This window comes from Yersinia sp. 2466 StPb PI, from assembly GCF_041538325.1.
GTDB lineage: Bacteria > Pseudomonadota > Gammaproteobacteria > Enterobacterales > Enterobacteriaceae > Yersinia > Yersinia enterocolitica_E.
Map to the genome: position 1 here is coordinate 397,212 of NZ_JAULSL010000001.1, position 21,043 is coordinate 418,254.

Sequence of the window (21,043 nt, forward strand, 5' to 3'; positions counted from 1 at the left end):
TGAAATCTATTATGTATAGCGAAAAGTTGCATCAAAAGGACATTGGTTATGGAGATGGATTTAGTTGTTACCCGTAACCTTCAATTGTTTATCCGCATGGCGGAATTGCCCTGCTCGGCTATCACCTCTCGCATGCAGTGGCAGATAGAAAAACGGATTATTTTCCTTGAGTGGCGAGCATCAAGGTTACTGCTCACTTGCGGTTTACAACAACGGCACTACAACCATGATGATCTGCTGCGGCTCCAGCAATGCTGGCGGCTTGAGCGATTTAATGGCGTGCCACAGCGTATCTACTTACTGAAAATGGGTATTATGGTCAGTTGCTCCCCGCCAGCATTGTCCGATGCTGAGTTTTGGTATCAGCTCTACCGGCAGCAGTGTGCCTTGCTGTGCCGACTGCCGGGAGCATGTCCATGAGGCAATCGGCGTTGATACGTGGCTTGCTGATGATAACTGCGCGGCAGGATATTTTTCTGGCGATCATGCTGTTGGTAGCGATCTTTATGATGATCCTGCCTCTGCCAACCGTGTTGGTAGATCTGCTGATTGCGATCAATCTGGCTTTCTCAGTCATCCTGCTAATGATCTCGATTTACCTGCGCGATCCCCTCGAATTCTCGGTTTTCCCGTCGTTATTGCTGATTACCACGCTCTATCGCTTGGCGCTGACTATCAGTACTACGCGCTTAGTGCTGCTCCAGCATGATGCCGGTGAAATTGTCGAGGCATTCGGTCAGTTTGTGGTTGGCGGTAATCTGGCTGTGGGGTTGATCATTTTTACTATTATCACCGTGGTCCAGTTTATCGTGATTACCAAAGGCTCAGAGCGAGTGGCAGAGGTCAGCGCCCGTTTCTCGCTTGATGGCATGCCCGGTAAGCAAATGAGTATTGATGGTGATATGCGGGCGGGCGTGATTGATGCGGCCGAGGCTGGGCGGCTAAGGGAGAGGGTGCAAAGAGAGAGCCGGTTGTTTGGGGCGATGGACGGCGCGATGAAGTTCGTTAAAGGCGATGCTATTGCCGGGATTATTGTCATTCTGGTGAATATTATTGGCGGCATCACCATCGGTGTGCTGCAACATAATATGTCGGCAGAACAGGCGATGATCACCTATGCGGTGCTCTCGGTTGGCGATGGGCTATGTGCCCAAATCCCATCGTTACTTATCTCCATTACTGCTGGGATTATCGTGACCCGCGTTCCTGGCGGCGATAAGCAGAGTTTGGCTAAAGATCTGGCGGTACAAGTGGGGCGTCAGCCAGATGCTTTATGGTTAGCCGCCGCCATCCTGACTGTTTTTGCTTTGTTACCCGGTTTTCCATTCCTGATCTTTATCATACTGGCGGCGCTGGTGGCCGCGCCTGCCTTTTTACTCTATCGCAAGAATCAGTCAATACGGCACAGAGGTACGGTAACGGGGGCTGGTGACAGTGGCTTATCTGCGGACCATGCAATGACACCAGGTGCGATACCTTTGATGTTGCATTGTGCGACCAACCTGGATTATCCCGAGTTGGCCCGAGATATTGATAGCTTGCGTTGGCGCTGGTTTGAGCATCTTGGCGTGCCATTGCCGGAGGTGGAGATCCGCAGTGATCCTACCTTGATTGAGAACAGCCTATCGATCCGGGTCTATCAGGAGCAAGTGCTGGAACTGACATTACCATCAGATGATTTGCTACTGACTCAGCCCAGTGCCCAGCTAGAGACGCGCAGCCAAAGGTTAGGCAGCAGAATGGGCACTTTTGAGTGGTTAGCTGCAGATCAGGGCAGCCATGCCAGCATCTTGGGCATCCCATATGTACAAGGGCATAAACGTATTATCTCTTGCCTGACACGGGTATTTGAGCGACATACGGCTGAATTTATTGGTGTGCAGGAAACCCGTTATCTGATGGATGCGATGGAAGGGCGTTACGGGGAATTAGTGAAAGAACTACAGCGCCAGATGCCGCTGGGCAAAGTCGCGGAGATACTGCAACGGCTAGTGGAGGAGGATGTGTCGATCCGGGATTTGCGCGCCATTTTCGGCGCGCTGGTGGTCTGGGCACCGAAAGAGAAAGACAGTGTCATGTTAACCGAGTACGTGCGCATCGCCTTACGCCGCCATGTGTGTCGCCGGTTCAGTAAAAACAGCGTCTGGTTACCGGTATTGCGGCTGGGAGAGGGGGCTGAGAACTTGATTCGTGAATCTATTCGCCAAACCTCTGCGGGTGCTTACTCGGCGTTAGCCGATAAACACTCACGCTTGATCCTCGACAAGATAAAAGCCGCTGTTGCACAAAACAGTGATGTTGTCCTGCTGACCGCCATCGATGTACGGCGTTTTCTGCGCAAAATAGTTGAGCGGGATATTTTCACGCTGCCGGTACTTTCCTGGCAGGAATTGGGTGATGAGATGAATATCAAGGTGGCAGGCACTATTGAGTTGATTGGTGATGAACTTGATGAAGCTGCCTGATAGTCCAACACTAAGTGCTCAGTTGCATCAGCAATTGCGCTTATCGTCTCTGCCGCCGGATGGTATCGCCTATCGCGGGCCAATACTGGATGTTGGCCCAACCCTATTACGCGCCAATCTGCCCGGTGTGGCGCTGGGGGAGTTATGCCGTATTGCGTCACCGGACATGCTGGCCGAAGTGGTCGCTATTGAACAACAGACCGCGTTGCTATCGCCATTCGCCTCTTCAGCCGGTTTGCGCAGCGGTCAGTGGGTGTCACCACTTGGGCATACCCACCGTGTCAAGGTGGGGCCATCACTGGTTGGGCGGGTTTTGGATGGTTTGGGGGTCGCCATGGATGGCGGCCCTCCGGTTATCGGGCATTGGCGTGAGTTGGATTGCCAACCCCCGGAGCCACTAACCCGCCAGCCGATTCGGCAAATACTGACCACCGGGATCCGGGCCATTGATGGCGTATTGAGCTGCGGTGAGGGGCAGCGAGTCGGTATTTTTGCGGCGGCAGGGGGCGGGAAAAGTAGCTTGCTGAGTATGCTCTGTGCGGGCAGCAATGCGGATGTCATGGTGTTGGCGTTAATTGGTGAACGTGGCCGTGAAGTGCGGGAGTTTCTTGACCAGGTGCTCACCCCTGAAACCCGTGCTCGCACCGTAGTGGTAGTCGCAACCTCTGATCGTCCGGCTCTGGAGCGGTTGAAGGGTATTTATACTGCTACTACCGTGGCCGAATACTTCCGTGAGCGCGGGTTGAAAGTGTTGTTAATGGTGGATTCGCTAACCCGCTATGCCAGAGCGGCTCGAGAAATAGGGCTGGCGGCCGGTGAACTGCCTGCGGCGGGCAGCTTCCCTCCCAGCGTCTTTGCGGCATTACCCCGCTTATTGGAACGGGCCGGTAACAGTGAATGCGGCAGTATCACCGCTTTTTACACCGTACTGGTGGAAGGGGACGATATGAATGAGCCGGTGGCTGATGAGGTGCGTTCGCTGTTGGATGGGCACATTGTGCTATCCCGCCGACTGGCCGGTGCCGGGCACTATCCGGCTATCGATATCGCCGCCAGTGTTAGCCGTATCATGCCGCAAATCGTCACGGTAGAACATCTGGCGCTGGCACAGAAATTGCGCCAAATACAAGCCTGCTATCAAGAGATCGAACTGTTGGTTCGCGTGGGTGAATATCAGGCGGGGCAAGACCCGCAGGCTGATGACGCACTGCAACGTTACCCGAAGGTCTGCGCCTTTTTGCAACAGGAGAACGCCTTATCGTGCCATTCCGACGCCGTCAGCCTCAACCACACCTTGGAACAACTCGGCCAAATAATCAATTGAACCACCCCGCGCTGGATATTTTGCAGCGCTTGCTCTGTTTACGGCAACGCAAGGAGCGCCGGTTACGCCAACAACTGTTCCGTTGGCAGCAAGAACAACAGCAGCAGGAACTGCAATTGATACAGTGCCGTCGCGAACGCTACCAGTTATGTCAGCAGTTACAACAACTTGTGCAATGGCGCGGTAGGTTGCTCCCCGCGCAAGCGGATCAGCAGAGAGTTTTACAACATCAGGTGTATCAGGCGGAGCGGCAGCAGCAAAAGCAAATTAGCGCGTTGCATGCTCTGGGGCTGCAACAACGGAGCGCTATAGCAGCACAACAGGCGCTGATACGGAGTAATCAGCGTGAACAGGAAAAATTAAGGATGTTAATAAAAGATGAGTCGAATCGATATTGAAGGTGCATTACCTCTGCTCAGTGAGCATTATTTGGGCGGAAATTCGCAGCAGCGGGTAGCTAATGAGAGACAAAAACAGCAATTTGCCCGTCATCTCTCTCCGCGCGTTTTTCCCATGGCGGAGATGGCCGATGCAATTACCACGGTGAGAGACCGTGGCTTGATATCCACTGATTACTGCATTGCCAGTGGGCCGTTGCGTGGGACGAGGGTCAGTGTCAGCCTGGCCGTTCAGGGGTTAAATATTGTGCTCAGTCACACCAATGGTGAATTGGTTGAACGTTTGCAACGTATACAGTCGCGCTGGCAACGGCAACTGTACTTGTTAGGCTTCCCCTGCTGGTTGGAGGTCATCCATGTTCGAGAGTCTGACGGCTGAATTACGCCAACTCAGCGCCGTTATTGGTCATGGACGGCATTCGGCTGGGGTGTCTGCAACCTTCATCAAAGCTGGGGGAGAGGGGGTTTATCTGCCACTGCAATTTAACGGGCAGGAATGTGGTTTGTGGTTATCGCAGTCATGTTGGCAGCACTGGCTGGCCTATGCGCTGGCAACGGATGATGCCCCTCTTTTGGCGGCAGAATTGGTGAATGCAATGGCGCATTGGGCCGTCAGTCCACTGCTTGCGTCGCTACCCGAGTTGGTCCTTCATGACATTACTCCTCCGGCGATGACACTGCTAACGCAGTGGGCGGTGGGGCTGACTTTCGAACTGGAAGGGCAGCAACTCAGTGTCGTGCTGTGTAACTGGCCGCCGGTGGCATTAATAGCAAGGTTATCTCACTGGCAGAGTGAGGCGCTACCCGCTCAACAAGATGCTGTCTGGCAAGCTGGCTTAGTGGTTGGTTGGAGTCATTTATCCTTACACCAGTTGCAACAAATCAGGCCTGGAGATGGGGTTCGGATACTGGCGGCCGCTGAACTGGAACAGCGGAATTGTTGGTTATGGCAGAGGTCATCCGCGCAGATTTATATCAAATTAGAGGATGGAAACAAAGTGACAATTCAACAGGTTAATGACGATATTGACCGGTTGCTGGCGTTGGATATTGCCACGGTGACCCAAGAGCCACCGGCGGTGGCGCTAGAGCAATTACCGCAGACACTCGTCATGGAAATAGGGCGGTTGACACTGCCGCTGAGTGATATCAAGCAGTTAGCCGTCGGGCAAACACTGGACTGTAAAACCGCCTTCTACGGTGAAGTGAATATTCGTTTGCATGGGCAATCGGTGGGCAGTGGCAGCCTGTTGTGTTGTGATGAGCAGTTGATTGTGCGGATTGAGCAATGGTTTCTCACCTCTAGCCCTTGATAATGCAGCGCTGTTGGGCTGAGGTACTGAGGTTATTCAGGTCATGACCTGATTCCGGCTAAGGCGGGCTGGGCAAATACTGTGGGTATTGTTTTTACTCAACAGGCCAGCCTTTTGCGGAACCGATTATGGAGCTACTGAATTCGTCCTCTCAATTGATGGTCCTACTTTTTTTGCTGTCGGTGCTGCCACTGCTGATGGTGATGGGCACCTCATTCCTCAAACTATCGATAGTTTTTTCTTTGTTACGTAATGCGCTGGGTGTTCAGCAGGTGCCCCCTAATATCGCTATTTATGGACTGGCCTTGGTGTTAACCATTTTCATCATGGCACCGGTTGGCTTAGATGTGCATGCCCGACTGCAAGATGAGCCGCTCCCCAACGACATTGGCGCTTTGCTACAGCAAATTGATGAGCATGCTCTGGCGCCATACCGCGATTTTTTACAACGTAATACCGATACAGAACAAGTCACTTTTTTTAACGATATCGTCCAAACCAAATGGCCCGAACGCTATCGTAATAGTGTAAAACCCAATTCACTGCTGATATTAATGCCCGCATTTACGCTAACCCAACTGACTGAAGCATTCAAAATTGGGTTGTTGCTCTATTTGCCGTTTGTGGCGATCGACTTAATTGTGTCCAATATTCTGTTGGCCATGGGCATGATGATGGTGTCACCCATTACCATTTCACTACCATTCAAGCTATTGATTTTTATTCTTATTGATGGCTGGGGATTGCTACTGGGTCAGTTGGTGGGGTCGTATTTATGACTCTCGACCGAGGGATTTATCAATGAGTAATGCCATTGTTGTTCATCTGGCGACCCAACTGTTATGGATAGTTTTACTGCTCTCGATGCCGGTGGTGGTGGTGGCCTCCGTGGTCGGGTTAATTGTCAGTTTGTTGCAGGCACTCACCCAAATCCAGGATCAGACATTACAGTTTTTGATTAAATTACTGGCGGTGTCAGCCACGTTATTGATTACCTACCATTGGATGGGGTCGACACTGCTGAATTATACCCAGCAGACCTTTTTGCAAATCACCAGTATGCGGTCCTGAGATGCCAGACTCTCTGTACTGGCTCGAGGCGCTGGGGTTGGCGATGATGCGCCCTTACGGCATGTTGCTGATATTACCCCTGTTTACTGCGCGCAGTCTGGGCAGTAGCTTATTGCGTAACGGCCTGGTTTTTGCCATCGCTTTGCCGGTCACACCACTGTTTTTCTCCCTGCCACTGATAACCCACGATAGCCTCATCGGTTGGTTTGGGGTGCTGTGTGTTGAGCTATTGATTGGGGTGATGATTGGCTTTGTCGCGGCGCTGCCTTTCTGGGCCATCGATATGGCGGGGTTCCTGATTGATACTCTGCGTGGTGCCACCATGTCCACTTTGTTTAACCCCAGTATGGGCATGGAATCGTCTATTTTTGGTGTGTTGTTTACGCAAATATTAACCGTACTGTTTTTATTATCTGGCGGTTTCAATCTGGTATTGGCAGCACTCTATGGCTCCTATGAGATTCTGCCTGCTGGCAGTGGTATTCGCCCCTCATCAGCGATGCTGCACTTTCTACAAAGTGAGTGGCTACTGATGCAGGAACTCTGTCTGAGCTTTGCGTTACCCGCGATGCTGGTGATGGTATTAGCTGATTTATCTTTAGGATTAATCAATCGCTCGGCACAACAACTGAATGTTTTCTTTCTGGCGATGCCGATTAAAAGCGCATTGGCTCTGCTTTTGTTACTGATTAGCCTGCCTTATGCCCTACATCACTATCTGGTGGGTATTAACCAGACCGAACAGAAGATAAACACACTTATCCCGTTGATAAATGGGGCTGCTGATGGGGGGTGAGAGCAGTGAAAAGAATGAAAAACCTACCGCGAAACGCCTGAAGGAAGCTCGGGAGAAAGGGCAGGTGATTAAAAGTGTTGAGATAACCTCCGGCGCCCAGTTAGTGGTGCTGGTGGTTTACTTTCTCCTGACAGGCTACACGTTGGTCGATCAGGCCATCGTACTTATCCGTAGCTCCATCAGCCAATTACAACAACCGTTGGCCATGGCACTGGCCCGCATTGGTGCGGAGTGCATGGCAGTACTTATTCATATTATGGGGATATTAGGCGGTGCGCTGATTTTAGTCACCATTCTGGCCGGTATCGCGCAAATCGGGCCGTTATTGGCAACCAAAGCGGTAGAGTTTAAAGGCGAACATATCAATCCAATCAATAATGCCAAACAACTATTCTCACTGCGCAGTGTGTTTGAACTGACCAAGTCATTATTGAAAGTAGGGGTGCTCACACTGATTTTCGGCTATTTATTGCTGCACTATGCGGTTTCTTTTGGTTATCTGGCTTACTGCGGAAGTCGCTGTGCGATCCCCGTCTTTGCCACATTAATGAGCTGGCTACTGGGTGCTCTGGTTGCCTGTTATGTGGTTTTCTCTTTGATGGATTATGCCTTTCAACGCTATAACACCATGAAACAACTAAAAATGTCTCTGGAAGAAATCAAGCGGGAACATAAAGACAGCAACGGAGACCCACACATCAAGCAGAAACGCCGACAGTTACAGCATGAAGTGCAAAGTGGCAGTTTCGCAAAAAACGTCAGACGCTCTACAGCAGTGGTCCGTAATCCCACCCATTTTGCGGTTTGCCTGTTTTATCACGCTGATGATGCACCCTTGCCCGTAGTGATTGAAAAGGGTCATGGCGAACAGGCCGGGCTGATCATTGCATTAGCAGAGGAGCAGGGTATCCCGGTGGTGGAAAATATTGCGCTGGCACGGGCATTACACCGCGATGTGGCCTGTGGCGATACCATACCAGAGCAATTCTTCGAGCCGGTGGCGGCTATCCTGCGCTTGGCATTGGCATTGGATTACCAGTTGCCAGCGGGTGAAGATAGCTGATCGTGGATGTTTCCTGCCTCTCCGGCACTGTTACTGACGTAACCTTTGATTAACATCTAACTTACGTCACAACATACTTCATTGAATGGATAATTGGCTTATTATATCTAGGTCTATTTTATCGTCGCCGCGAATAGTCTTGATATCGCAAGTGACTGTATCTATTTGGAGGTATCAGTGTGAGCTGGCAAGTATTTAAATCTCAATATCTGGTGCGCTTTTGGGCGCCACTACCGGCGGTCATTGCTGCTGGTATCTTATCGACTTATTACTTCGGCTTAACTGGTACCTTCTGGGCGGTGACTGGCGAGTTTACCCGCTGGGGAGGCCACCTCATGCAGTTGTTTGGCGCGCATCCGCAAGAGTGGGGTTACTTTAAAGTTATCGGATTGGAGGGGACGCCGTTAGATCGTATTGATGGCATGATGATTATCGGCATGTTTGCCGGATGTATCGCGGCGGCTCTGTGGGCTAACAACGTTAAGTTGCGCAAGCCTCAACACGGTATTCGCATCGCACAAGCGCTGGTTGGCGGCATTATTGCGGGTTTTGGTGCGCGTCTGGCGATGGGCTGCAATTTGGCGGCTTTCTTTACCGGGATTCCACAGTTTTCACTACATGCCTGGTTCTTTGCCCTTGCGACGGCGGCCGGCTCCTACTTTGGTGCCAAATTTACGCTGTTACCTCTGTTTCGCATTCCGGTAAAGTTACAAAAAGTGACGGCTGCATCGCCCTTGACGCAGCATCCGGCCCGCGCCGCACGCCGTTTTCGTCTTGGTATGGTGGTGTTTGTTCTGGCACTAAGCTGGTCGTTGATTGAGCTGTTCCGTCACCCAAAACTGGGCATCGCCATGTTGTGCGGTATTGGTTTTGGCTTGCTGATTGAACGTGCGCAAATTTGTTTTACCTCTGCGTTCCGTGACTTGTGGATAACCGGGCGTACTCACATGGCAAAGGCCATTATTCTTGGGATGGCGGTCAGTGCGATTGGTATTTTCAGTTATGTCCAACTGGGGGTAGCACCTAAGATTTTGTGGGCCGGGCCGAACGCGGTGATTGGCGGTTTGCTGTTTGGCTTCGGTATCGTGCTGGCCGGAGGCTGTGAAACCGGCTGGATGTATCGCGCGGTCGAAGGGCAGATTCATTATTGGTGGGTGGGGCTGGGTAACATTATCGGCGCGACCATTTTGGCCTATTATTGGGATGATTTCGCCCCTGCTTTGGCGACCAATTATGACAAGGTGAACTTGTTGCAGACCTTCGGGCCAATAGGCGGATTGTTGGTGACTTACCTGATGTTAGCCATTGCCTTTGCTGCCATGCTGTGGTGGGAAAAACGTTTCTTCCGTAAACAGAAAGCGGCCACATCCGTTCTGGCTAAGGAGCTACTATGAGTCATTCCTCATCGACAACGACCGTCATCGTACCTGATTACCGCTTAGATATGGTGGGTGAACCGTGCCCATATCCCGCGGTGGCGACGCTAGAAGCCATGCCGCAACTGAAGCCGGGCGAAATTCTGGAAGTGATCAGCGACTGTCCGCAATCGATTAATAATATCCCATTGGATGCGCGAAACTACGGCTATACCGTGCTGGATATTCAGCAGGACGGCCCTACGATTCGTTATTTGATTCAGCGCTGAGATAAGTAAGTCTATGGCTCTGATTTTTCCTTTGGGGTTAATGCCTTATCTGCTCAGTGGCCGGGGTGTAATCTGAAAATGTTTAGTTTGAGTGAGGCGAAATAAGTGATCAGGTGGCCATGAGCATTATTGTTATTAATAATACTCATGGTCTACCCGATTAGTTCAACTCAGTTGCGGTTTTGCTGGGTGTTGCCACCGCAAGAGACACGCCTGCGGCCCTAAGCCGTTTTAATATGCTGAATAACAAAGAGCTTTTGGTATTACTGACCATTCGTGGACTGGGGACTAGACCGGTCACACTGAGGACAATACCGTCCGGGCTTAACTGACTGAATTTCACTGATGGAGCCGGGGTATCAAGTATCGACTCGTGTTCTTCATAAGCTTCTATCAACAGTGCCTGTGCCAGTTCAACATCCAAATCCAGCGGGAAGGTCAGGGCAATGGTCACCACCCCTTGAGCATTAGCCATGGTGGCGTTACGCACATTCTGCGAAATCAATTGGGAGTTCGGGACAATAACTGTTGAGCGGTCACTGAGTTGGATCTCAGTAGCGCGAACATTGATGCGGCGAATGTCCCCTTCAACCCCACTGATACTGATCAAATCCCCCACTTTGACTGGCCGTTCGGTCAGCAAAATAATGCCGGAAATAAAGTTTTTCACAATCTCCTGCAAGCCAAAGCCGATACCCACCGACAGTGCACTGACAATCCAGGCTAATTTATTCCATTGGATACCCAGTACCGATAAGGTCAGTAGAATCACCAGCACGTAACCGATGTTACTGAAAAGCGTTACCGCCGAGGTCTTTATACCGGAATCCATCTGGGTTTGTGGCAAGAACTCATTATTCAGCCAACGCCGTGCGGCTTTGAGCACGTATAAACCGACCAGTAAGCAAACCAGCGCATTAAATAAGTTAGTGGGAACAATATTTAATTTTTCCAGACCTTCGCCACTTAATAACTCTACCGCTTTTTGCAGTAGTGAAATCGGGGTAGTGGAACCAAAGGTGCCATTAAGTAATGCGATAATAGCCAACAATATCAGCAGTACTTTGCTGGAGGCGGAGAGTAACGTTGCGGCCTGGGCTAAATGGCGGTCATCAATATTCAGTGATTGCTTAATGGCTTTACCGGCGCTGCTGGTGGGCGAGAAAATGCTTTCCGCCAAATCAACACACAGATGAACTAATAAATATAAACAGGCGATGACCAGACAGCTCCACACCAACTTGTAACTTAAGAATTTCGCCAGTGCGATATAACCGACTAACAATGACAGTAATATGGCTATTGCCGTAATGCCGATGGCGAAATGAATCAATCCCGCTAGCGTGGAATAGGCTTCAGGTTTTTCGCCATTTACCACCAGATTACGCCGTACCCGATTAGCACGTAACGGAATAATCGCCGCAGTAAGCGCCACCAGCAGCGCCGAAATACCATTACTAAAAATTGCCCCAGACACACTGATATTGATCATATTGTTCATCTGATCAAGGGCACCAAAAATCATGATGCAACTGGCTAGCAGAGGGGGGAATAGTCTCAGTGATGTGGCCACTTCATCAGCGATGGCAGGTAACCGCCATGAGGGGCGTTGGTTGGATAAAAATGCCCGCCCAAGGCCCGCGATTAAAGCGGAGAAGAACATGAGCTGAACAAATGCCAGCGCAAAATCCATCACTACCTGTGAGACATCCGGCGTGCGAGTAAAGGTTTGAGTGATACATTGCGCCACTGTGACGGTGATCAACACCGTACAAAGCGTGGTGGCTGAGGCCATAAAGCTGCGGCGTAGCGGGCCTGGTGGTAAGCATTTGGTACAAAACCAGGCGGTCAGCACATCGAGAAATTTAAAACCAAATATGCTGATTAAGAGTGCTAGCAGCAGATACATCGTGGTGCCGAAACGCCATTCGGGTTCCCAGGCGGCGCTCCAGGCATCGGCCAGCTCTTGGGTAAAATCTTTCAGTCGGCGGTCATCGTCAACATTGGGATTGACGATCGGTGCCCAGAAGTTCGCACCCAAAATGCTGCCAGAATTTAAGGCAATTTGTGATTTCAACGCGGTGCGCCGTAACGCGATGATCTGTGTTGCCAGGTTTTCCGCGTTGGTTTTGATAGCTTGGGCCTGATCATTCTGGCCATCTAACTGGATTTTACGGGTATTCAATATCCGCCGCTGCTGGGCGACTACTGGGGTCTCTGCCAATGCTCCGGCGGCAGGTAACGGGCCTAAAACCTCCAACTGTGTTTGCAGTTGTTCCCGCTTGGGCTTCAGGTCGGCTATCAAGATATCAGCATCACGCGCCAGTGCCAGTGCGGTCTCGTTTAGCACACTCAACTGGTTATCGGAGGTACTGGCAGAGACACTCTGTTTCAGCTTATCCAACTGTTTTTGTAGGCTAATCAGTTGTACTGATACTGCCGGTTTTACTGGCACCTCACTGTTTTCAGCCGTAGCATCTGATGCTATGGCGGCAACGCTGGTACCTGATATTGACGCAAAAATAAGCGTTAGCAGCAGCCACAGCAGCGGATAGTTTCTACGTGCAACAACGTACCCAATCTTTTTCATAAAACCGATCAGCCTGAAAGTGAGTGCCACAATTAACCCAAAAATCCGATAGGTGTGCTGTTAAAGCCAGCCTGACCGCCATTGTGGCACATTCTGCACCTTACGGAATAATCTTACTCCGATAATTACTCCCCTCACTCAAATGATAAAGATAATAATTATCATTGAAATTAACACTCTCATTTAATAGATTGTGCGCTGAACTTATGGACCCACGATATGTGGCACGCAGGCAATATTATTGCGCTGTGAAATAGCAATGGATGCTGATTATAACCATCTATTTTATATGCCTAATTATCTGGGGAAGATAACTATGTTTTCGGTTTTTGTCATAAAGCGTTCTGCTATTTTATGTTCATTGGCGATGTGTATTCCTTTCGCTTCGCTGGCTGAAGATACGATAGAAGTCACGGCCAAAGCAGGTAATGCTGCTGATCTCCCGACCTCGGGCTACACCGCGATAACCACCAAAGGGGCGACTAAAACTGATCAACCCTTAATTCTTACCGCCCAGGCGGTATCGGTGGTGACGCGTCAGCAGATGGATGACCAAAATGTCGCTACGATTAATCAGGCGCTGAATTACACTCCTGGCGTGTTCACCGGTTTTTCCGGCGGAGCCAACCGCTATGACACCATCGCACTGCGAGGTTTCCATGGCGGTGATGTGAACAATACCTTCCTCGATGGTCTGCGCTTACTCAGTGACGGCGGCAGCTTTAACGTGTTGCAAGTAGACCCGTGGTTCCTGGAGCGCATTGATGTCATCAAAGGCCCCTCTTCGGCACTGTATGGTCAGAGTATCCCCGGTGGTGTGGTGATGATGACATCTAAACGCCCACAGTTTACTTCTGAAGGCCATTTCCGCCTGACGGCCGGTAATAACAATACACAAGCGGTTGCCTTTGATTATACCGATGCTATATCCGAGCATTGGGCGTTTCGTCTCACCGGGATTACCCGTAACAGTGACACCATGTACGACCATCAGCGTGAAGAACGCTATGCCATCGCACCCTCATTGTTGTGGCAACCGGATGAGAATACCTCTTTGTTATTGCGGGCTAATTTGCAAAAAGACCCCTCTGGTGGTTACCACAGTTCGGTGCCGGCTGATGGTAGCATCTATGGGCAGAAATTAAGCCGTGGCTTCTTTGATGGCGAAAGTAACCACAATGTATTTAAACGTTGGCAGCAAATCTATAGCTATGAATTTTCACATAAATTTGATGATGCTTGGTCATTCCGCCAGAATGCCAGTTACACCCATTCCAATACTCAGTTAGAACAGGTTTATCAGGGAGGATGGAATAGCGATCGCACTCTGATGAATCGTTATTATTCCGGTGAGGACTCCTCGCTCAACGCGTTTGCTATTGATAACCAACTGGGTGCTGATTTTGCTACCGCCGCAGTTGAACATAAAGTGATGCTGGGCTTTGATTTCCAGAAGTTCAGCAATAATCTGCGCAGCGACAGCGCTTTTGCGACCACACTGAACCCTTACACCGGTATTTCGGCGGGGAGCACGCTTTATAGCGATTATCTGCTGACCACTCCGGGCATCAACACCTCCTATTTAAACCGCCGCTATGAACAGAGTGGCATCTATTTGCAAGATGAAATGACGCTGGATAATTGGCACCTGAATCTATCAGGTCGTTATGACCGGATGAAAACTGAAAACATTAATAAGACTGCCAATAGTACCGATGAACGCACCGATAAACATGCCAGTGGGCGCGCGGCGTTACTGTATAGCTTCGACAGCGGCATTTCACCCTATGTCAGCTACAGTCAGGCCATCACGCCAAGTCTGTTCCCGGATGCACAACAAAACTTATTGAAACCGATGACCAGCGAGCAGTATGAAGTCGGTATCAAATATCAGCCGCCGGGCAGCACTTCACTCTATTCCGCCGCTTTATATGACCTGACACAAAATGATGTGGCAAACCGTGCCGTGCCGGCGACCTATTTTGTACCAGCCGGTAAAGTTAATTCACAGGGGTTGGAATTGGAGGCCAGAAGCCAGGTTAATGACCGGTTAAGTGTGATTGCGGGCTATACCTATAATCGGGTGAAATTCAAAGATGCTATTGATGGTAATGATGGCAATACACCGGTGTTAGCACCGTCAAATATGGCATCACTGTGGGCGCAATATGAGGCAGGTTACGGCATCAATATTGGTGCGGGTATCCGCTATATTGGCAAGCAGTGGGCTGATGATGCTAATACTTTGCGCGTACCCTCTTATACACTGGGCGATGCCTCTGTCCGTGCTGATTTAGGCACTTGGGCTGCGTCGTTGAAAGGGGCATTTGTTCAATTGAATGTGAATAATATCGCCGACAAAAAATACGTCGCAGCCTGTTACAACACCTCTTATTGCTACTGGGGTGCTGAGCGCTCAGTGCTGGCAACCGTCGGTTATGATTTCTAACTAATAATACTGGCTTCGGTACGGTATTACACCGAAGCCAGTCTATTCAGCTTTAAGCTTATTTACTGCCATGAGAACCCTAACTCAGCGCCAGAACGGGCGGCTGTAATCCCGTTTGATATCATCCCGGCTTAGGCCAATATCCTTTAATTGATCTGAATTCAATCTTGACAGTGTATTCGCGGTTTTACGTCGTTCATTGCACTGGTATAGGTATCTGTATGCTTTCAGCCACACTTGAATAAAAATATTGTGGCGGCTTTTCGTTGCTCGAGCAGCCGACGAACAACATTCATCTATTTGATCTTCAATTATATTATTCATCATCGACTCCCCGTCATTAGGTGAGCCACTAGCATGAAACTTTGGCGAAAAACATTACAGATGCAAATGGGGACTATTATTTCCATACAGATATGCGATATATAAACTGAATGGTACAAATAAGCGCCATCTGTACTGGTCCCACTCAATTTATCAGGTGATATCAATGACTCGTTACCAACAACTGGCTGATATTCTTAGTCAACGGATTAAAGAGGGGCTGTATATTGCAGGGGAGCGGCTGCCTTCTGTCAGAGTATTGAGTGACGAGCATGGTGTCAGTATCAGTACCGTCCAGCAGGCTTATCGGCAGTTGGAAGAGTGCCTGCTAATTGAAGCGCGCGCGAAATCGGGCTATTTCGTGCGTTGCAGTTCAAACCTGCCTTCCTTACCGGCGACATGCACCCATGCCCAGCGGCCGGTAGAGGTATCACAGTGGGAAAATACGCTGGCATTTTTGACCAGGGGCGATCAAGCGAATGTTATCCATTTGGGCGTCGGTTCGCCCGACCTGTCTGGGCCGGGACTAAAAATACTCAGTCGATTGCTTAGCCGGATTAGCCTACACCAAAGCGAGGAAGTGCTGGAGTACGACAATATTTATGGTACCCCGGCTTTGCGTGAGCAAATTGCCCGGCTGATGCTGGATAGCGGTAATCATCAGTCGGCTGAAAATATCATTATTACTTCTGGCTGCCATGGCGCATTGGCTATCGCATTGGGGGCGGTTTGTCAGGCCGGTGATATTGTTGCTATCGATTCCCCCAGTTTTCACGGTGCGATGCAAACCCTGAAAGGGATGGGAATGAAGGTGATTGAGATCCCGACCGATCCGGTGGTGGGGATCAGTCTGGAGGCATTGGAAATGGCACTGGATCAATGGCCGATCAAAGTGATTCAGCTTACTCCAACCTGCAATAACCCTCTGGGCTACAATATGCCGGACGAACGCAAGAAGGCTTTACTGACCTTAGCTCAGCGCTATGATGTGGCGATTATTGAAGATGATGTATATGGCGGGTTGGCTTATCAATACCCGCGCCCACCGACCATTGCCTCATTTGATGATGATGGTCGGGTACTGCTGTGCAGTTCTTTTTCTAAAACGGTGGCACCTGGTTTACGCATTGGTTGGATTGCACCGGGGCGCTATTTAGAGAAAGCGCTGCACATGAAATATATTTCTGCTGGGCGGGTGGCGTCGTTGCCACAACTGGCGATGGCTGAGTTTATCAAGCAAGGGCATTACATGCAGCACTTGCGCCGGATGCGCCGCCAATATCAACGTAACCGCGATATTATGACCAGTTGGGTAATGAAATACTTTCCACCGAGTACCTGTCTGAGCAGGCCGCAGGGCAGCTTTATGCTCTGGGTCGAGTTGCCTCATGGATTTGATAGCTTGCGGCTTAATCGCTGCTTATTACCACAGGGGGTACAGGTTGCCGCTGGGTTTATTAGTTCAGCTTCAGGGAAATACCGCAATTGCCTGCGGCTCAGCTACAGCAAACCAATGACCGCAGAAATCGAACGAGCAGTGCAAATTGTGGGTAAGGCAATTTATGAATTGTTGGCTGATGCAGAACCGAAGGTGGCGTTAGAAAAGCAAAGCTAGCCTTAGACGGGTGAGGTTAATGGCAAAGTGCCGGCGGCGCAGAGAATAGGCAGATGGTAACATCGCCCTTGGTGGTTCGAGCTGCGCCATCCCAGGCGCGACGTTTTACTCTTTTGCCTATTCTCACGGCTTCAGATCGCATCATCGTGATTTGTCGTCAGTCTGACTGGCCGCTCGCTTTGAGCCTCGCAATGTGTATCATTTACTGGCGCAGATAGATCTGTGGTAGTGCGGTTTCAGGGTGGCGTGAAATCCCCAAATCTGCCTGATACCAGCGAGTCAGCGTCTCGGCATTGAGCACTTCCGCTGGTGTGCCACAGGCCACCAGTTCGCCCTGTGCTAGCAGCAAAATACGATCGGCATAGAGTGCGGCCAGATTCAAATCATGCAACACACAGCACACCGCCAAGGGTTCTTGGTGGGTGAGCTGGCGCAATAGGCGCAGGGTATGCTGTTGATGATACAAATCTAATGCGGAGGTCGGTTCGTCAAGGAACAACCAGCGTGGTGTCGGTTGTGGTTGCCACAATTGTGCTAATACGCGGGCTAATTGTACCCGTTGTTGCTCACCACCAGACAGTGCGCGATAGTCACGCTGTGCCAGTGACAAACAGTCCGTTTGAGCCATCACCTCTTCTAAAGCTTGCCTATTTTGTGCCGCGCCATAAGGGGCTCGGCCCATCTGAATCACTTCGCTAACACTAAATGGAAAAGCCAGACTGCTGTATTGCCGCATGACTGCACGGGTACGGGCCAATTCCTGCGGCTGCCAGCTCTTCAGATCTTTGCCGAGCAATTGGCATTCGCCATCAGAAGGGGTGAGGTAGCCGGTTAACAAGCGCAGCAGGGTTGATTTCCCCGCGCCATTCGGCCCGATAATGGCTACCATTTCGCCGCTGGCAATTTGTAGCGAAACATTCTTGATTAGCCTCTGGCCCTGCACATGATAGGCGAGCTGATTAGCCTCTAATAACGCCGGCGGTGTTACTGCCTGATTAACTCCAGCTATATTAATCCCTGCTATATCAACCATTGAGTTGCTCCCGCTGACGTAAAATCAGCCATAGAAAATAAGGGCCACCCAGTAGGCTGGTTATCAACCCGACCGGCATTTCAGCCGGGGCGACTAAGGTACGGGCCAGAGTATCGGCGGTCAGTAATAGACAAGCCCCACCCAGTGCGGCACCGGGCAGCAACCAGCGGTGGTCAGCACCGATACGCATGCGGATAAGATGTGGCACGACCAGCCCGATAAAACCGATAACTCCACTGACAGCCACCGCGGCACCGATCAAGATGGCGCTCAGTAATAGCAAACGCAGCTTGGCTTGGCGTACATTAACACCGAGGTAGTGTGCCTCTTCATCTCCTAGCTGCAACAGATTCAACTGACGCGCCTGTAATAATCCAAGAACACAGGCGGGTAGGATCAGAGAAGCCGCCACCATCAGTGTTGACCATTGAGCCTGGCCTAAGCTCCCCATACTCCAGAGTGAGAACTGGCGTAATTGCTGGTCATCACTGATATAAGTCAGCACCCCGACCGCCGCACCGCACAGCGCATTAATGGCGATACCAGCCAGTAGCAGGCGGGATAAGTTGCCATGGCCCCAGCGGCTGAGGGTAAAAATAATGGCTGAGATGGCCAGGCTGCCAATAAACGCGCCGACCATATGGCTATAAAGGGCTAATAGTGGCGGCAGGCTGAATGGCATGACAATAATTAGCCCGACACACAAAGCGGCACCACTACTGATACCCAATAGGCCGGGATCAGCCAGCGGATTACGGAATAACCCTTGCATGATGGCACCGGAAACCGCCAGCGCGCAGCCGACAACCACCGCCAACAACACGCGCGGCAGGCGGATATTCAACCAGATATGCCACATAGCATCATCTAATGATGCATGCCACAAGGTACGGAACGAGAGCGTCAAAGCCCCCATATTGGCCGAGCCGAGTGCTAATAAGATTAGAACCATCAGTAAGATGCTCAGCATCAGGCGTGGATGGATACGGCAATTCATTGCGCTTGTTCCATGCCTTTGCGCAGCAGCGCCAGCACTTGCGGCGTTTCCAAGCCAAAGCCAAGTAATGCCATGTCATCCACCACTAACAGGCGCTTATGTTGACCCGCGGGTGTCAGGGCTATACCGGGTAATTTCCAGACCCCCTCATTGCCACCCAGTGCTTTCACACCGGCACTGGTAATCAGCAATAAGTCCGGTGCACTAGCGATAACCCCCTCTTGTGACAGTGGGCGGTAGCGGCTAAAGCCTTGCATGGCATTGCTACCACCGGCGGCACGGATCATGGCATCTGCGGCAGTATTCTGACCGGCAGCCATCGGTGTCAGGCCACCGTGACTCATAACAAACAGCACTTTTACCGGCAGTGGCGTACTACTCACCGCAGCTAAACGTTGTTGGTAGTCTTTAATCAGTTTTTGGCCTTGTTCTGGCTGATGAAGCGCTGTGGCGACCGCACTAATCTTCGCCGTTACACTTTCCGGCGTGATTTGTCCCGGTACGGTAACCACGTTAACCCCGCTGTCGGCAACCTGTTTGAGTACCAATGAGGGTTGAGCCAGTTCGCTGACCAACAGCATGGTCGGCTTCATCGCCAAAATCCCTTCGGCATTGAGCATTCGCATGTACCCCACGTCAGGCAGCTTCTGCACTGCCTGCGGTTGTAGACTGGTACTGTCACGAGCCACAATCTCGCCACCAGCACCGAGTGCATAGGCGATTTCTGTTACATCACCACCAATGGTGACAATACGTTCTGCGGCGAATGTATTTAGCGGCAGAATACCGGCGCTCAGTGACAGAATGAAAGGGAGTGACAGCAGCCTTAGCCTCATGCAGCGATATCCTTATTGATCAGGCGGGCAATCTGCTCACGCCATTGATTTTGTTCTGGTTGCCCTTCGGTGCGTTGACCATAAAGTTGAGCAAGTTGGGTACCATCGGCGGCAAACAGTTCCAAACTGGTGACAAACCCATCTTTGGTTGGTTTACGGGTGATCCAGCTTTCAGCAATAGCAGTTTCAATCAGATGCAGCGTAAAGCGTTTATTGAAAACGTTAATCCAGTCTTGATGCGGGGCCACTTTCTCAATTAAACCGGTGAAAATTTGCACGCAGCCGCGGTTACCCACAAAAATCATGATTTCGTTCTGATCCTGCTGGGCGATATTCAGTAGTTGTGTCAGTGAACTGTTATCAACACGATAGGCGAGATCATCCCCGACGGCGCGGAATGCTTGCTGGCGGGTCAAATTATTGCGCTTAAGCAACTGGAAGAATTGGTGTACATCGGTCATGGCACGCCATTCGGTATCCACGGTGGCATCATCAACTGTTGGCTCGGCCACTTCAGGTGTGCTCAGTGCTTCTAATGGCAATGCTGGATTTTCTGTACTGATAAACTTCGCCAGCACGGCTTGCCAAGCCACCATATCCGTCTGTTCAGTAGCATAGACTTTATGTAACGCATCACCCTGCTGGTCAAAGAACTGGATACTATGGCGCACACCGTGGCGTGTCTCTTCTGACAGTGTGAATGCACTGGCCCACTGATTGAGGAACAACCGCAAATCCAATTCACGCGGGTTAAGGATTAAACCCGCATGACCGTTCAGATGTTGATTCTGGTAACGGCCCATCTGCTCATGCACGGCATAGGTGTTGCGGGTGATAGCTTTGGCTTCCCCCACCGCCTCCAATGCGGCCAGTAGGGTGCGGGCATCGCCTTGTAAGCGTTTTGCATCATGACCCACACGGCTATGAGTCAATTCCGCTTCTGAAATACCCATTAGTGTCGCTAAATCACGCGCGTATTTGCCTGGGTTATCCGCTTTGGCTTGTATGTACTGCTCATATATAGATTTGCTCATTAATGACATCCTCGTTCTATTGATTTTTTATATGCAGGTGACAGCGTTAAATGATAATCCGGTAACCCATAAATTGGATTACCGGATGAG

The 21,043-nt window shown here is 50.6% G+C and carries 20 protein-coding genes; 14 read left to right on the plus strand and 6 right to left on the minus strand.

From position 1 onward, the window contains the following. The first annotated feature begins 48 nt into the window (after positions 1-48). From Q2T72_RS01850 to yedF, 12 genes are all read left to right on the plus strand, one after another. Positions 49-420 (plus strand): type III secretion system protein, encoded by a 372-nt coding sequence (locus Q2T72_RS01850; protein WP_083161093.1) that lies wholly within the window; start codon positions 49-51, stop codon positions 418-420. Then, positions 417-2,465 (plus strand): EscV/YscV/HrcV family type III secretion system export apparatus protein, encoded by a 2,049-nt coding sequence (locus Q2T72_RS01855; RefSeq protein ID WP_083161091.1) that lies wholly within the window; start codon positions 417-419, stop codon positions 2,463-2,465. The genes Q2T72_RS01850 and Q2T72_RS01855 overlap by 4 nt, the downstream gene beginning before the upstream one ends. After that, positions 2,452-3,789: an EscN/YscN/HrcN family type III secretion system ATPase gene (locus Q2T72_RS01860; RefSeq protein ID WP_083163933.1), complete on the plus strand. Its 1,338-nt coding sequence runs from the start codon at positions 2,452-2,454 to the stop codon at positions 3,787-3,789. The genes Q2T72_RS01855 and Q2T72_RS01860 overlap by 14 nt, the downstream gene beginning before the upstream one ends. Further along, a complete protein-coding gene (locus Q2T72_RS01865) occupies positions 3,786-4,187 on the plus strand; it encodes a type III secretion protein (protein WP_372569843.1) in 402 nt (133 codons plus the stop codon). The genes Q2T72_RS01860 and Q2T72_RS01865 overlap by 4 nt, the downstream gene beginning before the upstream one ends. Continuing rightward, positions 4,168-4,566: a hypothetical protein gene (locus Q2T72_RS01870; RefSeq protein ID WP_372568544.1), complete on the plus strand. Its 399-nt coding sequence runs from the start codon at positions 4,168-4,170 to the stop codon at positions 4,564-4,566. Before Q2T72_RS01865 ends, Q2T72_RS01870 begins: the two co-directional genes overlap by 20 nt. Continuing rightward, entirely contained in the window at positions 4,544-5,500 is a 957-nt protein-coding gene (locus tag Q2T72_RS01875; protein ID WP_372568545.1) for a YscQ/HrcQ family type III secretion apparatus protein, read from the plus strand. The genes Q2T72_RS01870 and Q2T72_RS01875 overlap by 23 nt, the downstream gene beginning before the upstream one ends. Before the next feature lie 128 nt (positions 5,501-5,628). Then, positions 5,629-6,279 (plus strand): type III secretion system export apparatus subunit SctR, encoded by a 651-nt coding sequence (sctR, locus tag Q2T72_RS01880; RefSeq protein WP_372568546.1) that lies wholly within the window; start codon positions 5,629-5,631, stop codon positions 6,277-6,279. Between the two features lie 22 nt (positions 6,280-6,301). Next, positions 6,302-6,571 (plus strand): EscS/YscS/HrcS family type III secretion system export apparatus protein, encoded by a 270-nt coding sequence (locus Q2T72_RS01885; protein WP_050085721.1) that lies wholly within the window; start codon positions 6,302-6,304, stop codon positions 6,569-6,571. 1 nt (position 6,572) lies between these two features. Next, entirely contained in the window at positions 6,573-7,367 is a 795-nt protein-coding gene (gene sctT / locus Q2T72_RS01890) for a type III secretion system export apparatus subunit SctT (RefSeq protein WP_372568547.1), read from the plus strand. Continuing rightward, entirely contained in the window at positions 7,357-8,430 is a 1,074-nt protein-coding gene (locus Q2T72_RS01895) for an EscU/YscU/HrcU family type III secretion system export apparatus switch protein (RefSeq protein WP_083161081.1), read from the plus strand. Before sctT ends, Q2T72_RS01895 begins: the two co-directional genes overlap by 11 nt. 179 nt (positions 8,431-8,609) lie before the next feature. Beyond that, positions 8,610-9,824 carry a selenium metabolism membrane protein YedE/FdhT gene (yedE, locus tag Q2T72_RS01900; protein WP_372568548.1) on the plus strand — a complete coding sequence of 405 codons (1,215 nt, stop codon included), beginning with the start codon at positions 8,610-8,612 and terminating at the stop codon, positions 9,822-9,824. After that, on the plus strand, positions 9,821-10,075 hold the full coding sequence (gene yedF / locus Q2T72_RS01905; RefSeq protein WP_083161077.1) for a sulfurtransferase-like selenium metabolism protein YedF: 255 nt from the start codon (positions 9,821-9,823) through the stop codon (positions 10,073-10,075). Before yedE ends, yedF begins: the two co-directional genes overlap by 4 nt. Before the next feature lie 160 nt (positions 10,076-10,235). Here yedF and Q2T72_RS01910 read toward each other — a convergent pair whose 3' ends face one another. Further along, on the minus strand, positions 10,236-12,695 hold the full coding sequence (locus Q2T72_RS01910; RefSeq protein WP_102970490.1) for a DUF3772 domain-containing protein: 2,460 nt from the start codon (positions 12,693-12,695) through the stop codon (positions 10,236-10,238). 286 nt (positions 12,696-12,981) lie between these two features. Between Q2T72_RS01910 and Q2T72_RS01915 the strand changes: the two genes are divergently transcribed. Further along, positions 12,982-15,114 carry a TonB-dependent siderophore receptor gene (locus tag Q2T72_RS01915; RefSeq protein ID WP_372568549.1) on the plus strand — a complete coding sequence of 711 codons (2,133 nt, stop codon included), beginning with the start codon at positions 12,982-12,984 and terminating at the stop codon, positions 15,112-15,114. Between the two features lie 84 nt (positions 15,115-15,198). Here Q2T72_RS01915 and Q2T72_RS01920 read toward each other — a convergent pair whose 3' ends face one another. After that, a complete protein-coding gene (locus Q2T72_RS01920) occupies positions 15,199-15,441 on the minus strand; it encodes a DUF1127 domain-containing protein (protein ID WP_372568550.1) in 243 nt (80 codons plus the stop codon). Between the two features lie 163 nt (positions 15,442-15,604). Between Q2T72_RS01920 and Q2T72_RS01925 the strand changes: the two genes are divergently transcribed. Continuing rightward, positions 15,605-17,053, plus strand: a complete 1,449-nt coding sequence (locus Q2T72_RS01925) for a PLP-dependent aminotransferase family protein (RefSeq protein ID WP_372568551.1) — start codon at positions 15,605-15,607, stop codon at positions 17,051-17,053. 202 nt (positions 17,054-17,255) lie between these two features. Here Q2T72_RS01925 and Q2T72_RS01930 read toward each other — a convergent pair whose 3' ends face one another. The 4 genes from Q2T72_RS01930 to Q2T72_RS01945 are packed head-to-tail and all read right to left on the minus strand — an operon-like array spanning position 17,256 to position 20,953. After that, positions 17,256-18,086 (minus strand): heme ABC transporter ATP-binding protein, encoded by an 831-nt coding sequence (locus Q2T72_RS01930; protein ID WP_372568552.1) that lies wholly within the window; start codon positions 18,084-18,086, stop codon positions 17,256-17,258. Continuing rightward, positions 18,079-19,083, minus strand: coding sequence for a FecCD family ABC transporter permease (locus tag Q2T72_RS01935; RefSeq protein WP_372568553.1), 1,005 nt, complete (start codon positions 19,081-19,083; stop codon positions 18,079-18,081). Before Q2T72_RS01935 ends, Q2T72_RS01930 begins: the two co-directional genes overlap by 8 nt. After that, positions 19,080-19,919: a hemin ABC transporter substrate-binding protein gene (locus tag Q2T72_RS01940; protein ID WP_372568554.1), complete on the minus strand. Its 840-nt coding sequence runs from the start codon at positions 19,917-19,919 to the stop codon at positions 19,080-19,082. The genes Q2T72_RS01935 and Q2T72_RS01940 overlap by 4 nt, the downstream gene beginning before the upstream one ends. Then, a complete protein-coding gene (locus tag Q2T72_RS01945; protein WP_372568555.1) occupies positions 19,916-20,953 on the minus strand; it encodes a hemin-degrading factor in 1,038 nt (345 codons plus the stop codon). The genes Q2T72_RS01940 and Q2T72_RS01945 overlap by 4 nt, the downstream gene beginning before the upstream one ends. Positions 20,954-21,043: the final 90 nt, after the last annotated feature.